The 16725-nt window shown below is 66.0% G+C and carries 18 protein-coding genes; 13 read left to right on the plus strand and 5 right to left on the minus strand.

Going from position 1 to position 16725, the window contains the following annotated elements:
- The first annotated feature begins 40 nt into the window (after positions 1-40).
- From petA to AC06E7_RS14330, 5 genes are all read left to right on the plus strand, one after another.
- The gene (petA, locus tag AC06E7_RS14310; protein ID WP_068850670.1) at positions 41-661 is read left to right on the plus strand and encodes a ubiquinol-cytochrome c reductase iron-sulfur subunit; all 621 of its coding nucleotides are present in this window, start codon (positions 41-43) and stop codon (positions 659-661) included.
- A 2-nt stretch (positions 662-663) separates the two neighbouring features.
- Positions 664-1923 carry a cytochrome b gene (locus tag AC06E7_RS14315; protein WP_068850673.1) on the plus strand — a complete coding sequence of 420 codons (1260 nt, stop codon included), beginning with the start codon at positions 664-666 and terminating at the stop codon, positions 1921-1923.
- Entirely contained in the window at positions 1916-2662 is a 747-nt protein-coding gene (locus tag AC06E7_RS14320; RefSeq protein ID WP_478065135.1) for a cytochrome c1, read from the plus strand. The genes AC06E7_RS14315 and AC06E7_RS14320 overlap by 8 nt, the downstream gene beginning before the upstream one ends.
- A 134-nt stretch (positions 2663-2796) precedes the next feature.
- Positions 2797-3432, plus strand: coding sequence for a glutathione S-transferase N-terminal domain-containing protein (locus AC06E7_RS14325; protein ID WP_145478065.1), 636 nt, complete (start codon positions 2797-2799; stop codon positions 3430-3432).
- A gap of 100 nt (positions 3433-3532) precedes the next feature.
- Positions 3533-3973 (plus strand): ClpXP protease specificity-enhancing factor, encoded by a 441-nt coding sequence (locus AC06E7_RS14330; protein ID WP_093534021.1) that lies wholly within the window; start codon positions 3533-3535, stop codon positions 3971-3973.
- A 32-nt stretch (positions 3974-4005) separates the two neighbouring features.
- Here AC06E7_RS14330 and AC06E7_RS14335 read toward each other — a convergent pair whose 3' ends face one another.
- The 4 genes from AC06E7_RS14335 to AC06E7_RS14350 all read right to left on the minus strand — a co-directional run bounded on the left by AC06E7_RS14335 (position 4006) and on the right by AC06E7_RS14350 (position 6793).
- Entirely contained in the window at positions 4006-4362 is a 357-nt protein-coding gene (locus AC06E7_RS14335; RefSeq protein WP_068850685.1) for a DUF3301 domain-containing protein, read from the minus strand.
- Positions 4363-4423: 61 nt separating this feature from the next.
- The gene (locus AC06E7_RS14340; protein ID WP_095364014.1) at positions 4424-5521 is read right to left on the minus strand and encodes a DUF2272 domain-containing protein; all 1098 of its coding nucleotides are present in this window, start codon (positions 5519-5521) and stop codon (positions 4424-4426) included.
- Between the two features lie 151 nt (positions 5522-5672).
- A complete protein-coding gene (gene nadC, locus AC06E7_RS14345) occupies positions 5673-6527 on the minus strand; it encodes a carboxylating nicotinate-nucleotide diphosphorylase (protein WP_478065136.1) in 855 nt (284 codons plus the stop codon).
- Positions 6527-6793 (minus strand): Trm112 family protein, encoded by a 267-nt coding sequence (locus AC06E7_RS14350; RefSeq protein ID WP_426805515.1) that lies wholly within the window; start codon positions 6791-6793, stop codon positions 6527-6529. The genes nadC and AC06E7_RS14350 overlap by 1 nt, the downstream gene beginning before the upstream one ends.
- Before the next feature lie 59 nt (positions 6794-6852).
- On the opposite strand from AC06E7_RS14350, the gene purE reads away from it, so the two are divergent.
- Together purE and AC06E7_RS14360 are read left to right on the plus strand one after the other, a co-directional pair.
- Positions 6853-7356 (plus strand): 5-(carboxyamino)imidazole ribonucleotide mutase, encoded by a 504-nt coding sequence (gene purE, locus AC06E7_RS14355; RefSeq protein WP_068850697.1) that lies wholly within the window; start codon positions 6853-6855, stop codon positions 7354-7356.
- The gene (locus AC06E7_RS14360; protein ID WP_478065137.1) at positions 7353-8501 is read left to right on the plus strand and encodes a 5-(carboxyamino)imidazole ribonucleotide synthase; all 1149 of its coding nucleotides are present in this window, start codon (positions 7353-7355) and stop codon (positions 8499-8501) included. The genes purE and AC06E7_RS14360 overlap by 4 nt, the downstream gene beginning before the upstream one ends.
- 116 nt (positions 8502-8617) lie before the next feature.
- Here the strand turns inward: AC06E7_RS14360 and AC06E7_RS14365 are convergent, their stop codons facing one another.
- A complete protein-coding gene (locus AC06E7_RS14365; protein ID WP_068850703.1) occupies positions 8618-9199 on the minus strand; it encodes a superoxide dismutase in 582 nt (193 codons plus the stop codon).
- A gap of 118 nt (positions 9200-9317) precedes the next feature.
- On the opposite strand from AC06E7_RS14365, the gene grxD reads away from it, so the two are divergent.
- From grxD to pilV, 6 genes are all read left to right on the plus strand, one after another.
- Positions 9318-9638, plus strand: coding sequence for a Grx4 family monothiol glutaredoxin (gene grxD, locus AC06E7_RS14370; RefSeq protein WP_068854623.1), 321 nt, complete (start codon positions 9318-9320; stop codon positions 9636-9638).
- Entirely contained in the window at positions 9635-10378 is a 744-nt protein-coding gene (locus AC06E7_RS14375) for an SDR family NAD(P)-dependent oxidoreductase (protein WP_478065138.1), read from the plus strand. Before grxD ends, AC06E7_RS14375 begins: the two co-directional genes overlap by 4 nt.
- 348 nt (positions 10379-10726) lie before the next feature.
- Positions 10727-13915 (plus strand): TonB-dependent receptor, encoded by a 3189-nt coding sequence (locus tag AC06E7_RS14380; protein WP_478065139.1) that lies wholly within the window; start codon positions 10727-10729, stop codon positions 13913-13915.
- Between the two features lie 265 nt (positions 13916-14180).
- On the plus strand, positions 14181-15569 hold the full coding sequence (gene ppnN / locus AC06E7_RS14385; protein WP_095364063.1) for a nucleotide 5'-monophosphate nucleosidase PpnN: 1389 nt from the start codon (positions 14181-14183) through the stop codon (positions 15567-15569).
- Positions 15570-15732: 163 nt separating this feature from the next.
- Positions 15733-16245: a GspH/FimT family pseudopilin gene (locus AC06E7_RS14390; RefSeq protein ID WP_478065140.1), complete on the plus strand. Its 513-nt coding sequence runs from the start codon at positions 15733-15735 to the stop codon at positions 16243-16245.
- The gene (pilV, locus tag AC06E7_RS14395; protein WP_068850719.1) at positions 16236-16718 is read left to right on the plus strand and encodes a type IV pilus modification protein PilV; all 483 of its coding nucleotides are present in this window, start codon (positions 16236-16238) and stop codon (positions 16716-16718) included. Before AC06E7_RS14390 ends, pilV begins: the two co-directional genes overlap by 10 nt.
- Positions 16719-16725: the final 7 nt, after the last annotated feature.

Consider the following 16725-nt stretch of genomic DNA (forward strand, 5'->3'; position numbering starts at 1 on the left):
TGGCAGCCTCAAGCTACCTAAATCAATATCGGAGTGCCGGATGGCCAACGATGGGGTAAACGATCCAGTCAACACTGGACGTCGACGATTTCTTTCCGCAACCACCGCAGTGGTGGGAGCAGTCGGCGTCGGTTTCGCCGCAGTTCCGTTCATCAAGTCCTGGAATCCCAGCGCCCGCGCCAAACTGGCCGGTGCCCCTGTGCTTGCCGACATCAGCGCCCTGCAGGAAGGCCAGCGACTGGTCATGGAGTGGCGTGGACAGCCGATCTGGATCGTCAAACGGTCCAAGGCCATCCTTGACGCCCTGCACGGGCTGGATGGGCGGCTGAAGGATCCTGCGTCGGAGAACAAGGACCAGCAGCCGGACTACGTGCTCAAGCAGAACCCCGAATTCCGCGCGATCAAGGCCGAGGTCTCGGTGCTGGTCGGGCTGTGCACCCACCTGGGCTGTTCGCCGGAAATGGTGGCCGAGATCCGCCCCGAGCCGTTCGATCCGGAATGGAAGGGCGGCTACTTCTGCCCCTGCCACAAATCCCGGTTCGACATGTCCGGTCGCGTCTTCGATGGCGTCCCGGCGCCGATCAACCTGCTGGTGCCGCCGCACCATTACCAAGACGACAGCACCATCATCATCGGCGTCGATCCTCAGGGGGCAGCCTGATCATGGCCAACATCCTTTCCCGTACCGCCACCGGCGTCGCCGACTGGGTCAACGCGCGCGCGCCCGGGCTGATGCCGGTGTACCGCAAGCATGTGAGCGAGTACTACGCGCCGAAGAACTTCAATATCTGGTACTACTTCGGTTCGCTGGCGCTGCTGATCCTGGTCAACCAGATCGTGACCGGCATCTTCCTCACGATGCACTACAAGACCAGTGCGCTGGAAGCCTTCAACTCCGTTGAATACATCATGCGGGACGTGGAGTGGGGCTGGCTGATCCGCTACATGCACTCCACCGGAGCCTCGCTGTTCTTCATCGTGGTCTACCTGCACATGTTCCGCGGCCTCATGTACGGCAGTTACCAGAAGCCGCGCGAGCTGGTGTGGATCCTGGGCATGCTGATCTACCTGGTGCTGATGGCCGAAGCCTTCATGGGCTACGTGCTGCCGTGGGGCCAGATGTCGTTCTGGGGCGCCAAGGTGATCATCTCGCTGTTCGGCGCCATTCCGGTGATCGGCAACGGGCTGACCGAATGGATCATGGGCGATTACCTGCCCAGTGATGCCACCCTCAACCGGTTCTTCGCCCTGCACGTGATCGCGCTGCCGCTGGTGCTGCTGTTGCTGGTGGTGCTGCACCTGGGCGCGCTGCACGAAGTGGGGTCGAACAACCCCGACGGCGTGGAGATCAAGAAGGGGCCCAAGGGCAACCGCTGGTCGGCCACCGCGCCCACCGACGGCATTCCGTTCCACCCGTACTACACGCTCAAGGACGGGGTCGGCGCCGGCTTCCTGCTGATCATCGCGGCCTTCATCATCTTCTTCGCGCCCGGCTTTGGCGGCCTGTTCCTGGAGCACGACAACTTCACCGAGGCCAACCGCCTGGTCACGCCCGAGCACATCAAACCGGTGTGGTACTACACGCCGTACTACGCGATGTTGCGCGTGGTGCCCAACAAGCTCGGCGGCGTGATCGTGATGTTCTCGGCCATCGCCATCCTGTTCCTGGTGCCGTGGCTGGACAAGGCGCGAGTGAAGTCCTACCGCTACCGCGGCTGGTTGTCGCGCGCGCTGCTCGGCGTGTTCGCGGTGTGCTTCATCTGGCTGGGTGTGATCGGTTCCGGGCCCGGTACCGATGCGCATGAAACCTATGTCGGCCGCGTGCTGACCTTCCTGTACTTCGCCTTCTTCATCACCATGCCGCTATGGACCAAGCTGGACAGGACCTTGCCGGTACCGGACCGGGTGACCACGCATGACTGACCACTGGATTGTCCGGCTGGCCTGCGCGGCCGCCCTGTTGCTGGCCAGCACCGTGGCCGGCGCCGCCGAAGGCGGCAAGACCCTGCAGGCCGGCAACGACCTGGGCGACCGTGCGTCGCTGCAGCGCGGCGCGCAGCTCTACATGAACTACTGCTCCGGCTGCCATGCGCTGAAGTACCTGCGCTATTCGCGGATGGCGCAGGACCTGGGCCTGACCGAAGAAGAGGTGATGAACAACCTCAACTTCACCGGCGTGCCGATCGGCGAGCCGGTGCCGGTGACGATGCCCAAGGCGGAAGCCGAGAAGTGGTTCGGCAAGATGCCGCCGGACCTCAGCCTGATCTCACGGGTGCGTGGCAGCGACTGGGTCTATACCTACCTGAAGTCGTTCTACCTGGATCCCAGCCGCCCGCTGGGCTGGAACAACGCGCTGTTCCCCAACGCCTCCATGCCCAACCCGCTGTGGGAAATGCAGGGCATGCAGCACGCCGTGCACGGCAAGCCGGAAGCGCCGGGTGCGGACGCGCCGGTGACCGGGCTCACGCTGGCACAGCCTGGCAATGTTGACCCGGGGCAGTACGACCAGGCAGTGCGGGACATCACCAACTTCCTGGAGTACGCGGGTGAACCCGCGGCGCTGAAGCGGCAGAAGCTGGGCGTGTGGGTGATCCTGTTCCTGGCACTGCTGACCTTCCTGGCCTACCTGCTGAAGAAGGAGTACTGGAAGGACGTGCATTGATCGATACGGCGTAAGTCGATCGGCCTATTGGCTTTTGTGATGGGCAGTTGCACACTCGGGTACTGTGACGACTGTCGGCAATGGGCCGGCAGCGCCGATGCGACCGGCGGATACCGATCGCTGGAGAGCCTTTGATGGCGGCGAGCGTACGCATGCGGAACACCCTGACGCTGTTTTCCTCGAACGACGACGTGCTGTGCCATCGCGTGCGCCTGGTGCTGGCCGCCAAAGGCGTTACCTACGATTTCGTGCCCGTCGACCCGCAGAACCCGCCCGAGGATCTGATCGACCTCAATCCGTACCACTCGGTGCCCACGCTGGTAGAGCGCGAGCTGGTGCTGTACGCGGCTTCGGTGGTCAGCGAATACCTGGACGAACGCTACCCGCACCCGCCGCTGATGCCGGTGGACCCGCTCTCGCGTGCGCGGATCCGGCTGGCGATGCTGCGCATTGAACACGACTGGGTACCGCAGGTGCAGGCGATCCAGCTCGGCAACAAGACCCAGGCCGAGGCGGGGCGCAAGCGGTTGAAGGAACTGCTGACCAGTGCGGTGCCGCTGTTCAAGGCCAGCAAGTTCTTCCTCAACCCGGAAATGAGCCTGGCCGATTGCGCCATGGCGCCGATCATCTGGCGCCTGCAGTCGCTGGACGTGCCGTTGCCCAAGGATGGCAAGTCCATCGAGGATTACGGCAACCGCATTTTCCGCCACCCGGGCTTCATCCGCAGCCTGACCGACCAGGAAAAGAAGCTGCGCGACCTGCCGGCCTGACCGGCGGTTCGCTGCATCGGCGCTTTACGCCGGGGGACGTGCATGCTGACCGCTGCACGGGTGGGCGCGTACACTTGTCACATTTCCGCGGCACCCCACAATGACTGAAGACACTTTCCGCATGACCAGCCATCGCCCCTACCTGTTGCGGGCGCTGGTGGAATGGATCAACGACAACGACCTGACCCCGCATATCCTGGTCGACGCTGGCATGCCTGGCGTACAGGTGCCGCAGAGTGCGGTGAAGGACGGTCGCGTGGTTCTCAACATCGCCGAGCGCGCGGTGGTGCGGCTGCACATCGACAACGAGAGCGTGAGCTTCTCGGCCCGCTTCTCGGGCACCAGCTACCCGGTGCAGGTGCCGATCTCGGCCGTGCTGGCCGTCTACGCCCGCGAAACCGGGCAGGGCATGGCACTGCCGGATGATATTCCCGGCCACGAGCCGAGCCCGGACGATACCCTGCCGCCGGATGACACGCCGACCCCGGATGACACCCCGCCCAAGCCGAGCGGTCGCCCGCACCTTCGGGTGGTCAAATAAGAGATCGCCGCCCTCGGGCGGCGATTTCGTTTCTACACGTCCTCGGCGCCGGTGGTGTCCACGCTGCGCCGGATCTCGCTGATGCGCGCGGCCGAGGGCCCGACGAAGGCCACCAGTTCATCGCCGCGAAGCACCATCCGCCCGGTATGGCGGTCGATGCCATCGTGGGAGTACTCGAAGCGGTAGGTGCGCTCCCAGCCCAGCCAGCCGTTGTCCTTGCGGCAGACGCGGATGCCACTGGCATGCACGGCCTGGTCCAGCCACTGCACGTCGGCGGCGCGGCAGGCGTTGCGGCCCAGTTCGATGGCGCGTTCGGCCGCGGCGCGCGAGGAGTTCCAGAAGGCGTAGGCGAACGCGCCGGCAATCATCAACAGGATAAGACTGGGCATCGGCGGCTCGGTGCGGAATCGGGGTCAGGAACGACCAAGATGGCGACGAACCGGCGCCGGATCAAGCCGGCGACCCGTCCTGCTTCTGCGGCTGCTGCGGTTGCGGGGCAGGCGATTGCGGTGGCGGTGGTGTGGGCCGCGGCGGCACGACGCGCGGGAAGGTGGGCTTTGGCGGCGGCGTCGTCGCCGGCACCCCGGGCTGGGCGGGTGCCGGCAGCGGGCCGGTGGCCGGCGCGGGCGATGGCGATGGCGGATAGCTGGGCGTCGACCCCATCGGCGAGGTCGCCACCAGTTTGAGCAGCGCCGCCCAGTCCTGCCGGTTGAAGTTGCACTCGTCTTCGCGTCCGGGGGTACAGCCCATGTCGTAGGGATCGCTGGAGGGGGCCGGGGGCAGCTGGATGCGGCCGCTGCGATCCAGCGACAGCTTGCGCATTGCCACCGTGTTCATCACATTGCCGCCGATCAGGTACAGCGTGTGGTCGCCGCCCATGTTCGCTGCGATCACCACCTCGCAGTGGGATTTCCAGTTCGCCACCGTACCGCCGCTGAGCTGTTGCACCAGCCCGGCGTAACTCAATGATTCGTTGCGGCCACGCAGGTAGCACAACAGGTCGCCGGGCGCGGGCTTTTCCTGCGCTGGATCCGCCATCCGGTACGGACCGGTGTTCTGGTAAGCGGCGCGGATGTAGTCGATGTGGCGCGGCGAACGGGTGAAGCCGGGCACTCCGGCGCGGCTCATCACCCAGGAGATGAAGGCGGCCGACCACGGGTTGTCGATCAGGAACGCACGACAGTCGCTGTCGGTGTAGCGCGAACCGAACGGCTCCATGCAGCTGGTGGCGCCAGGCTGGCTGCCCATCGGTCCCAGCGTGCCGCTGTCGCGCCAGTAGCCGACCACGCGCTGCCACGCGGGCATTCCGTCGTCGGCCAGGTATTCCCGTTCGGCCTCGCTGACGCCAAGGTTGCGCGCACGGCCTTCACCATCGATGAAGGGGCGGTACCACAGTCGGTGCTCGTTGCAGGCGGTCCGCACGATGCTCGCCGCCAGCGGGCTCAGACCGTAGCGCGGCGGGATGTCGCAGACCTCGGCAGCGGCGGCAGCGCCGGGAAGCAGCAGGAACAGGGGAGTCAGGCAGGCAAGCAGGGGCAGCGGGCGCATCCGCGCTCTCCGGGTGGGGGCACGGGAAGCGTCGCAGAGCCGGCAGGGGAAGCCCGTGAAGGCAGCGCTGCGCCACCGGTGTCGCCGGCAGGTACCCACCGTTGGTCGGTACGAATGCCCCGGTAGGTACCGACCGTTGGTCGGTACCCGATCAGGGCGGATCGCCGAGCTTCAACGACAGATCAATCGCCTGCACATGCTTGGTCAGCCCGCCAATCGAGATGCAATCGACGCCGTCCTCGGCAATTGCGCGCAGCCCGGCCAGGTCCACGCTGCCGGAAACCTCCAGCGGGATGCGTCCGGCGGCGATCCGCACCGCTTCACGGCGGCTGGCCGAGTCGAAGTCATCGATCAGGATCCGGTCGCACCCCACCGCCAGCGCTTCGCGCAGCTGCGAAAGGTCTTCCACTTCCACCACCAGCGGCAGCTGTGGCCACTGCGCCCGTGCGGCGTTGACCGCAGCGGTCAGCGAACCGGCGGCGCGGATGTGGTTTTCCTTGAGCATCACCGTGTCGTACAGGCCTTGGCGATGGTTGTCGCCGCCACCGCAGCGCACCGCGTACTTCTGCGCCGCGCGCAGGCCTGGCAGGGTTTTGCGGGTGTCCAGGATGCGCGTGCCGGTCCCGGTCACCGCCGCGACGTAGCGTGCGGTAGTGGTGGCGGTGCCCGACAGCGTCTGCAGGAAATTCAGCGAGGTGCGTTCGGCGCTCACCAGGCTGCGGTTGCGCCCGTGCAGGATCGCCAGCACGGTGCCGGCGGTCACCGCATCGCCTTCGGCCACCCGCCACTCGATCCGGACCTGCGGGTCCAAGGCCTGGTGGGTGGCATCGAACCACGGCCGGCCTGCGATCACCGCATCCTGCTTGCACAGCAGGTAGGCGCTGTCGGGGCGGTCCGGGAGCAGGGCGGCAGTCACATCACCCGGGCCGATGTCCTCGGCCAGGGCGCGGGCGACATCGGCCTGCACCTGGCCGGGATCAGGAGGCGTCAGCACGCTCAGGCTCATTACTTGGGAAAATCGGCAATCTGGGCGGTATCGATGGCTTCTTCCGGCAGCAGCACGGGAATGCCATCGTTGACGCGGAAAATCTGCTTGCGGTCGTGGGTCAGCAGCGCTTCGCGCACGGGTTGGACCAGCGGGGTGCCCTCGAGGTTGGTCACCGTGCCGGCGCCAATGGCCCGGTTGAGCGCGTCCAGGCCCTTGGAATCCAGCAGGGACAGGCGCTGGGCGGTGCGGGGCGCGCACAGGAGGTCGATGACTTTGCGATCCATGGGTTCTTCGTCTTGCGTGGAAGGCGGCTAGAATACGTCTTTAAGGCAGGTGACGGCCAATGACCCCCAACCAATCCGCGCCGCTCGTCGGCATCGTCATGGGTTCCCGCTCCGACTGGGAGACCATGCAGCACGCGGCGCAGAAGCTGGACGCGCTCGGTGTTCCCTACGAAGTGAAAGTCGTGTCGGCGCACCGTACGCCCGACGTGCTGTTCACCTACGCCGAACAGGCTGGCCCGCGCGGGCTGCGCGCCATCATTGCCGGTGCCGGCGGCGCCGCGCACCTGCCGGGCATGATCGCGGCCAAGACCGCGGTGCCGGTGCTGGGCGTGCCGGTGCAGTCCAAGGCCCTGAACGGCATGGATTCGCTGCTGTCGATCGTGCAGATGCCGGCCGGCATCCCGGTGGCCACCTTCGCCATCGGCAATGCCGGCGCCTCCAACGCCGCGTTGTTTGCCGCCGCCATGCTGGCGCCGGAGCAGCCGGCCATCGGCCAGGCGCTGGAGGGCTTCCGTTCCCGCCAGACCGAAGACGTCATGGCCCACGACGATCCGCGTCAATGACCACGGTGACCGTTGGCATCCTGGGCGGCGGCCAGCTGGCCCGCATGATGGTCCTGGCCGGCGCGCCGATGGGGCTGCGCTTTGAACTGTTCGACCCGGCCGCGGACGCCTGTGGCGGGCAGCTGGCGCCGCTGCAGGTGGCCGCGTTCGAGGACGAGGCCGCCCTGGCCGCGTTCGCCGAACGGGTGGACGTGGTGACCTTCGACTTCGAGAACGTGCCCGCCCGCAGCGCGCAGATCCTGGCCGACCGGGTGCCGGTGTACCCCAACCCCGACGCGCTGGCCGTGGCGCAGGACCGCCTGAGCGAAAAGACCCTTTTCCGCGAGCTCGGCATTCCGCTTCCGGCGTTCGCCGACATCGGCAGCCGCGACGAACTGGCCAGCCGGGTGGCCGAGTTCGGCCTGCCGTGCATCCTCAAGACCCGCCGCTTCGGTTACGACGGCAAGGGCCAGTTCCGCCTGCGCAGTGCGGGCGACATCGACGCGGCGTGGGATGCGTTGGGCGGGCAGGTGGCCCGCACCGGCCTGATCCTGGAGGGCTTCGTCGCCTTCGAGCGCGAAGTCAGCGTGGTCGCCGTGCGCGGCCAGGATGGCGAGTTCCGTGCCTGGCCGGTCACCGGCAACTGGCATGTGGATGGCGTGCTGTCGGCCAGCCTGGCCCCGGCGCAACTGACACCTGCGCAGCACGACGCCGCCATCGGCTATGCGCAGACGCTGGCCGAACGGCTGGATTATGTGGGGGTGTTCGCGCTGGAGCTGTTCTGTCGCGGCGAGGAGCTGCTGGCCAACGAGATGGCGCCGCGCGTGCACAACTCCGGGCACTGGACCATCGAAGGCAGCGAAACCTCGCAGTTCGAGAACCACCTGCGTGCCGTGGTGGGGTTGCCGCTGGGTGACACCCGCATGCTTGGCCATGCCTGCATGCTCAACTGGCTGGGTGAAATGCCCGATGCGGATGCCGTGCTGGCACAGCCTGGCGGGCACTGGCACGACTACGGGAAGGAGCCGCGCGACGGCCGCAAGGTCGGGCATGCCACGTTGCGCGAGGATGAGGCCGGAGCGTTGGCGGCTGCCCTTGAGGCAGTGGGGCAGCAGTTGGGTCGCCCGGACCAGGTGGCCCCTGTCGTAGCCGCCCTCCGCGATTGATGCGGCACGGTCACGACCAACGGTCGTGACCTACCGGGCGAAGCAGATCCGGTAGGTACCGACCGTTGGTCGGTACGAATGCCACGGTAGGTACCGACCGTTGGTCGGTACGCGCGTCAATCGCGCAACTGCGTGGCCACGAAATCCCAGTTGACGATTTTCCAGAATGCGTCCAGGTATCGGCCGCGTTCGTTCTGGTAATCGGTGTAATACGCGTGTTCCCACACATCGCAGGCCAGCAGCGGGGTGCTCTGGCCGGTCAGCGGGGTGCCGGCGTTACGGGTGGCCTGGATCGCCAGCGCGCCATTGGGGTGCTGCACCAGCCACACCCAGCCGGCGCCGAACACGCCCAGCGCGACCCGGTCGAATTCTTCGCGCAACCGCTTCGCGTCGCCGAAATGGCGGCTGATCAGTTCGCCCAGCCGCCCCTGCGGTTCGCCACCGCCGCGCGGGTGCAGGCACTGCCAATAGAACGCGTGGTTCCAGGCCTGGGCGGCCGCGTCGAACAGGCTGCCCTGGCTCTGCCGCACGATCTCTTCCAGCGGCAGCTCGGCCAGCTCGGTGCCCTCGATGCGTGCATTTACCGCATCCACGTAACCCCGGTGATGCTGGCCATGGTGGAGGTCCAGGGTGGTAGCCGACAGATGCGGCTGCAGGGCGGTGCGGTCGTAGGGCAGGCGGGGCAGTTCGAGGGGCATGGGTCGCTGCAGGCTGGAGACGGGGCGCCGGAGGCAGGGCCAGTAGGATTACAATGACCGTCTGGGAAGTCTATCCGACCGGCGAGGTCGGGTGTCCCGTGGCGCAGGGAGAGTCGTGGTGGCGGTAATGCAAGAGATCCAGGCCGAAGTGGACAAGTACCCCCTCGTGTTGTTCATGAAGGGCACCCCGCAGTACCCCATGTGCGGCTTCTCCAGCCGCGCCGTGCAGGCCCTGATGGCCGCCGGTGCCGTGTCGCTGCGCACCGTCAACGTGCTGGAACTGCCCGAGGTCCGGGCCAACCTGGCGCGCTTCTCCAACCTGCCGACGTTCCCGCAGCTGTTCATCAACGGGGAGCTGATCGGCGGCTGCGACATCATCCAGGAGCTGTTCGAATCCGGCGAACTCAAGCGGATCGTCGAAGAGGCATCTCAGCCGTGAGTGCGGTCCCGTCCGTTGCGGTCGGGACCGCATCGCTTGCCGATCGCGTCATCCTGGTGGCCGGTGCGGGTGGGGGTCTGGGCAGTGCCGCCGCCATTGCCTGCGCGGCCGCAGGTGCCACCGTGGTCCTGCTGGGGCGCAAGCCGCGCCGGCTGGACCGGGTCTATACAGCGGTGGAAGCGGTCGGCCCCGAGCCGCTGCTGTACCCGCTGGACCTGGAAGGGGCCACCCCGGACGACTACGCCACCCTGGCCGAGCGGTTGCAGTCCGAGCTCGGCCGGCTTGATGGCGTGCTGTACTGTGCCGCCGACTTTGCCGGCCTCACCCCGTTCGAACACGCCGACCCGGCCGCGTTCGCGCGGGCGGTGCATGTCAACCTGACCGCCCCGGCCTGGCTGGCCCAGGCCTGCCTGCCGCTGCTGCGCCAGCGCGACGATGCCGCGCTGGTGTTCACCGTGGACGATCCGGCCCGGGTAGGGCGGGCCTACTGGGGCGGCTATGGCGCCGCCCAGCACGGATTGCGCGGCCTGATCACCGCGCTGCACGACGAGCTGGCCAACAGCCCGGTGCGGGTCAGCGGCCTGCAGCCCGGCCCGATGCGCACCGCGCTGCGCGCCCGTGCCTACTCGATCGACGAAGACGGTATGGCCCGCGACCCGGTGGCCTGCGCTGCGGCGGCCGTCGAACTGCTCTCGGCCCAGGGCATCGCCCACCGCGGCACGGTGCTGGACCTGGCGTAACGGGCTGGAAACAGCCGCGACGTACCCTTCCCTGGAAGCGGTTACGCAAGAATTCGCTCCCTCGAACCTGAACACGAAAGAACGCCCGGCGGAGCACCCTGTTCAGCCAAATGTGAAGAACCCGTCACGATCGCGTTGTGATGGCGTGTGTTTTGTCGCCAAACGGTCATATAGCGGGCTTATCGTGTTAATCTAGTGTTAACCGTTGCGGCTGAAACCAGCCTGCGGCAAGGGAACCCAGATAAAAGTCCAGACAGCCGCTGAATGGCTGCTTGGGCGCGCTTTTTTTTCCGCCATCGCCAACTCGCATCGAGGCTACTCCCAATGATCGACCCACGCTGTCTCCGGATGTCCAAGCTCACCCTTGGCCTCATGGCAGTACTTGCTGCCGCCCCCGCCTTCGCCCAGAGCACCTCTGCCGGTGTCGGCGGCCAGGTAACGTCTGCCGCTGGCCAGCCTGTTGCTGGCGCCGAAGTCACCATCACGCACACCGAGTCGGGCACGGTCAGCCGCGCCACGACCGATGCTGCGGGTCGATACAACGCGCGCGGCCTGCGCGTGGGTGGTCCGTACACCATCACCATCAACAAGCCCGGTGAAGGCACCAAGACCGAAGAAGGCGTGTACCTGGGCGTGAACCAGACCGGTACCGTCAACGCTGCCCTGACCGGCGACGTTGCGGCGACCAACCTGGACGCCGTGCAGGTCGTGGCCGTGGCCGGTGGCTCGGAAGTGTTCAGCTCGACCAAGATGGGTTCGGGCACCAACATCAGCCAGCAGCAGATCGAGACCGCCCCGTCGATCGGCGGCAACATCCAGGACCTGATGCGTCTTGACCCGCGCGTGACCTTCATCGACCGCGCCTCGGGCTCGATCTCGGCCGGTGGCCAGAACCCGCGCTTCAACTCGATCAACATCGACGGCGTGTCCGCCAGCGACACCTTCGGCCTGGAAGGCAACAACATGCCGACCCGTCGCCAGCCGGTCGCGATGGAAGCCATCGAAGCACTGGACATCAACCTGTCCAACTACGACGTCAGCATCGCTGCCGCCGCCGGTGCCACCGTCAACGCGGTGACCAAGTCCGGTACCAACGATTTCCACGGCTCGGTCTACGGCACCTACCGTGACGGCGACTGGTTCGGCGACAACCCGGAAGGCCAGAAGTTCAACGGCTTCACCAAGGAAGAAACCTACGGCATGACCGTGGGCGGCCCGATCGTGAAGGACAAGCTGTTCTTCTTCGCCAACTACGAAAAGTTCAAGCAGGCCGCCCCGGGCGCCGACCTGAGCGGCACCGCGCTGGGCAAGGCCAACCCGCAGTTCACCCTGGCCGACGTGACCCGTGCGCAGCAGATTGCTGAAGGCTACGGCATTGCCGCCGGTGGCCTGGAAAGCAATGGCGATACGGAGATGGAAGAGTACGCGCTGAAGCTGGACTGGAACATCAGCGACAACCACCGCGCCAACATCCGTTACAGCAAGATCGACCAGAGCAAGCTGCGCATCAACGGCATGACCACCAGCTCGGCCTCGCTGAGCTCGTACTGGTACCAGCACGACAAGACCAACGAGAGCTACGTCGCCCAGCTGTTCAGCGACTGGTCCCCGAACTTCTCGACCGAGCTGAAGGCTTCGTACCGCGAGTACTCGGCGATCCGTAATGTCTCGACCGACGCGCCGAGCATCCGCATCTTCTTCGGCGGCACTCCGGCTGCCCCGAGCGGCGACTCGCTGTACCTGGGTACCGAAGTCAACTCGCAGGACAACATCCTGGAGACCAAGGCGTGGAACTACTACGCCGCGGCCACCTGGACCCTGGGTGACCACGACGTCAAGTTCGGTGCGTCGTACGACACCAACGACATCTACAACTACTTCGGCGCCAACTCGTGGGGTGCGTACACCTTCTACGGCCTGGACAACTTCGCTGCCGGCCGCTGGAGCAGCTACAACTACAACCCGGAACGCACCCCGGGCTCGATTCCGGCGGACTACAAGTTCAGCAACCTGGCCCTGTTCGTGCAGGACACCTGGTACGTCAACAACAACCTGACCCTGACCATGGGCGTGCGTGCCGACCGCGCCGACACCAGCCCGGCCCCGGCTTACAACGCCGCAGCGTCGCAGTTCTTCGGCCTGGACAACAGCGAAGTGCTGAGCAACAAGTTCCTGATCCAGCCGCGCGTCGGCTTCAACTACACCTTCGACACCGATCGCCAGACCCAGCTGCGCGGCGGCGTGGGCCTGTTCCAGGGTGATGCCCCGCAGGTGTGGCTGAGCAACAGCTACTCGGCCACCGGCTTCAACAACAGCGTGTACACCTACACGTCCTACAACCCGGCGCTGCCGTTCAACCCGAACAAGGACAGCCAGCCGGTTCCGACCACGCCGGGTTCGAACCGTCAGAACGTGAACTTCGTTGGCAGTGACTTCAACATGCCGTCGGTGTACAAGGCCAACCTGGCCTTCGACCACGAGACCCCGTGGTACGGCATCGTGGCCTCGGCCGAGCTGCTGGTCACCAAGGTCAAGGACGCCCTGTACTACAAGAACCTGAACCTGGGTCCGGTGCAGTACCAGGGTCCGGACGGTCGTGACATGTACTACGCACCGGGCAAGACCGGTTCGCTCTGGGTCGCCAACGATGCCCGCGCCGGACGCAACCAGGCTTACGACTCGGTGTACGAGATTGCCAATACCGACAAGGGCCGCACCTCGCAGTTCACCGTCTCGCTGAGCAAGCCGTGGGATGCCGCCAGTGACTGGTCGTGGAATATCGGCTACACCTACACCGATGCCACCGAAGTCGGCACGCTGACCAGCTCCACCGCCAGCTCGGGCTGGGGCTACCAGTACGCCTTCAACGCCAACGACGAAATCGAGAACACCTCGCGCTACCAGATCCGCGACCGCCTGTCGGGTGCGCTGAACTGGAAGCACAAGTTCTTCGGTGACTACGAAACCCGCATCGGCCTGGTCTACGAAGGCCGCAGCGGCCGTCCGTACAGCTACGTGTACGTGAACGACGCCAACGGCGACAGCCGCACCGCGAACGACCTGTTCTACGTGCCGACCGGCCCGGGCGACGTGCTGTTCGGCAACCTGGTGGGCAGCAACTTCACCCCGGACGCGGCGATGGAAGCATCGTTCTACGAGTGGCTGAAGAACAACCCGCAGCTGGCCAAGTACGCGGGCAGCTACGCCCCGGCCAACCAGTTCCGTACCGGCTGGATCAACACCTTCGACCTGCGCATCAGCCAGGAACTGCCGGGCTTCATTAAGGGTCACAAGTCGGAGATCTGGCTGGACGTCCAGAACATCGGCAACATGATCAACAAGGACTGGGGCAACATCTACGACTACGGCTTCTTCGCCGATGCTCGTGTGGCCACCCTGCAGGGCATCAAGGACGGCAAGTACGTGTACAACTTCCGCGGCGCGGACCAGCCGGCGGTGGCCAACAACGACGCGGACGGCTTCGACGTCGGTGTCTCGCAGTGGTCGGTGCAGCTGGGCTTCCGCTACCAGTTCTGATGAACTGAGCTAGTGGCAAGGTAAACAGAACGGCCGGGGAAACCCGGCCGTTCTGCTGTGTGCGGTATCGAGGAAGGCGAGGGCGCTTGTCTGCGTTGGCGGATGAGGGTATGCTCGTCCGGTTGCGCGAAAATCGCGCACGTACGGCAGCCCCCGAGGCGTCGCCGGGGTCGAAACGCATCCAACGGTCGGGTTTCCCGGCCGTTTTGCTTTTTAAGGGGGCAGCGGTACAGTCGGCAACCTTGAGGAAGCGAAAAGAATGGAAATGACGATCACCGAAAAGCCGGCGCGCACGCTGCCGGTGCAGGACGCGCGGATCTACCCGCGCGGTGGGCTGGATGTGCTGTCGCGCGCTGAAGTGGCGCGCCTGCGCGATGCATCCGGCGGCGGCATGCACGAGCTGCTGCGCCGCTGCGCGCTGGCCGTGCTGACCAGTGGCAGTGCCTCCGACGATCCGCGCGCCGCGCGCGACCTGTACCCCGATTTCGACATCCAGGTCGCCCAGCAGGACCGTGGCGTGCGCATCGACCTGGTCAACGCACCGGCGATGGCGTTCGTGGACGGCGAGATCATCCGCGGCGTGGCCGAGCTGCTGTTCGCGGTCGTGCGCGACCTGGCCTACATGGCCATCGAAATGGGCCCGGCCTACGCGGCCGAGCTGGAATCGTCCGAAGGCATCACCAACGCGGTGTTCGGGCTGCTGCGCAACGCGCGCATCCTCAACCCGGGCGACCCGAACCTGGTGGTGTGCTGGGGCGGCCATTCGATCGGCCGCGATGAGTACCTGTACACCAAGCAGGTCGGCTACGAGCTGGGCCTGCGCGGCCTGGACATCTGCACCGGCTGCGGCCCGGGCGCGATGAAGGGCCCGATGAAGGGCGCCACCATTGCCCATGCCAAGCAGCGCAAGCACACCACGCGCTACATCGGCCTGACCGAGCCGGGCATCATCGCCGCCGAATCGCCGAACCCGATCGTGAACCATCTGGTGATCATGCCGGACATCGAGAAGCGTCTCGAAGCGTTCGTGCGCATCGGCCACGGCATCATCGTGTTCGCCGGCGGCGTGGGTACCGCCGAGGAGATCCTGTACCTGCTCGGCATCCTGCTGCGCGAAGAAAACAAGGACCTGCCGTTCCCGCTGATCCTGACCGGCCCGACCGTGGCCGCGCCGTACTTCGAGCAGATCGACCGCTTCATCCGCCTGACCTTGGGCGACGCTGCGGCCGAGCGTTACCAGATCATCATCGGCGACCCGGTCGCGGTGGCCCGGCAGATGTCGGCCGGCATCAAGCGCGTGCGCGAGCACCGCCTGGTGCAGAAGGATTCGTTCTTCTTCAACTGGTCCATCGAGATCCCGTGGGAGTACCAGCAACCGTTCGTGCCGACCCATGAAGCGATGGCCGCGCTGGACCTGCACCACGGGCGCCCGCCGCATGCACTGGCGGCCGACCTGCGTCGCGCCTTCTCCGGCATCGTCGCCGGCAACGTGAAGGAAGACGGCATGCGCCGTATCGAGCAGTTCGGTCCGTTCGAGATCCATGGCGACGCCGACATGATGCAGGCCCTGGATGAACTCCTGCGCGCCTTCGTCGAACAGCGCCGGATGAAGATTTCGGGCGAGTACCAGCCCTGCTACAGGGTGCTGGCCTGAGAAAGCGGGATGGCCGGGTCGGGAGCCCGCGCCACCCCCGCCCAACCGTACGGGTGTCAACGGTTTGACGCCCGTCGCCTCCGGGCGACCGTTCGTCCTGCTGTCGCTTGCCGCTGGGCGGCAGGGCGTCCATTGTTCCTGTCATCACGCTGGGGAGCGTCCCATGTCTGCACGCCTGTCCAAGGGCTTCACGCTGGTCGAACTGATGATCACTCTGGTGGTGATCGGAGTGGTGGCCGCTATCGCGTTTCCTAGTTTCCAGAGCCTGATCCGCTCCAGCCGGGTAGCGACCGCCCACAACGAGCTGATCGGGATGGTCAACCTCGCGCGCAACGACGCGATCCGCAACAACCAGGGTGGGGTGGTGTGCGGCAGCAGCAATGGCACGACCTGCAATGGTCAGTGGGGGGCCGGGATGATGGTGTTCAGCGACAGCGATGGTGACGGCGTTTTCAGCAGCAGCGAAACGGTCTTGCGGTATACGGCGTTCAATACTGCCTTGACCGTGACTGGTCCGCCGGCGCCGATTGCATTTGACGCGCGCGGCCGTCGTCGTGCCGGGGCCGATCAGACGGTGAAGCTGCGTCCAACCAACTGCGGTAACCAGCCGCTGCAGAGCACGCTGACCATCAATGCCTCTGGCCAGGTCACCGCCGTCAAGGGAGCATGCCAGTGATCCGAAAACCCTACCGACCGCGCGGCCACCAGCGCGGCTTCAGCCTGTTGGAAGTACTGGTGGCGGTAGTGGTTCTCGCCTTCGGCCTGCTTGGGTTCGCACTGCTGCAGACCATGAGCGTACGCTACGTGCAGAGTGCGAATTACCGCACCCAGGCCACCAACCTCGCGTATGACCTCTCCGAGCAGATGCGGAGCAATCGGTTCCAGTCGGCCTGGTACGCCAATGCCAGCTTCGCCTCCGGCAGCAAGACTGCGGCCGGCGTCTGCGCACGCGACATCGGCGCTGTGACCCTCGAACAGAACATCACGCGCTGGCAGTGCCAGGTGGTCAAGGCGCTGGGCGACAACGCATCGGCCACGGTCACCGTGAACAACGGTGTCGCCAACATCTCGATCAGCTGGGCGGACGAACGTTGGAGCAGAACCGCACCGGACGCCGCCACCACCTTCGCCATCCAGACCCAGCTATGAAAGGGCC

Source organism: Stenotrophomonas sp. Steno-Z4 (genome assembly GCF_056393145.1).

Coding starts and splice junctions, on each gene's coding strand:
- AC06E7_RS14380 (WP_478065139.1), top strand. CDS start 10,727: ATGTCCAAGCTCACCCTTGGCCTCATGGCAGTACTTGCTGCCGCCCCC.
- AC06E7_RS14320 (WP_478065135.1), top strand. CDS start 1,916: ATGACTGACCACTGGATTGTCCGGCTGGCCTGCGCGGCCGCCCTGTTG.
- AC06E7_RS14315 (WP_068850673.1), top strand. CDS start 664: ATGGCCAACATCCTTTCCCGTACCGCCACCGGCGTCGCCGACTGGGTC.
- AC06E7_RS14390 (WP_478065140.1), top strand. CDS start 15,733: ATGTCTGCACGCCTGTCCAAGGGCTTCACGCTGGTCGAACTGATGATC.
- AC06E7_RS14340 (WP_095364014.1), bottom strand. CDS start 5,521: ATGCGCCCGCTGCCCCTGCTTGCCTGCCTGACTCCCCTGTTCCTGCTG.
- nadC (WP_478065136.1), bottom strand. CDS start 6,527: ATGAGCCTGAGCGTGCTGACGCCTCCTGATCCCGGCCAGGTGCAGGCC.
- petA (WP_068850670.1), top strand. CDS start 41: ATGGCCAACGATGGGGTAAACGATCCAGTCAACACTGGACGTCGACGA.
- pilV (WP_068850719.1), top strand. CDS start 16,236: ATGCCAGTGATCCGAAAACCCTACCGACCGCGCGGCCACCAGCGCGGC.
- AC06E7_RS14360 (WP_478065137.1), top strand. CDS start 7,353: ATGACCACGGTGACCGTTGGCATCCTGGGCGGCGGCCAGCTGGCCCGC.
- purE (WP_068850697.1), top strand. CDS start 6,853: ATGACCCCCAACCAATCCGCGCCGCTCGTCGGCATCGTCATGGGTTCC.
- AC06E7_RS14335 (WP_068850685.1), bottom strand. CDS start 4,362: ATGCCCAGTCTTATCCTGTTGATGATTGCCGGCGCGTTCGCCTACGCC.
- AC06E7_RS14365 (WP_068850703.1), bottom strand. CDS start 9,199: ATGCCCCTCGAACTGCCCCGCCTGCCCTACGACCGCACCGCCCTGCAG.
- AC06E7_RS14350 (WP_426805515.1), bottom strand. CDS start 6,793: ATGGATCGCAAAGTCATCGACCTCCTGTGCGCGCCCCGCACCGCCCAG.
- AC06E7_RS14325 (WP_145478065.1), top strand. CDS start 2,797: ATGGCGGCGAGCGTACGCATGCGGAACACCCTGACGCTGTTTTCCTCG.
- ppnN (WP_095364063.1), top strand. CDS start 14,181: ATGACGATCACCGAAAAGCCGGCGCGCACGCTGCCGGTGCAGGACGCG.
- AC06E7_RS14330 (WP_093534021.1), top strand. CDS start 3,533: ATGACTGAAGACACTTTCCGCATGACCAGCCATCGCCCCTACCTGTTG.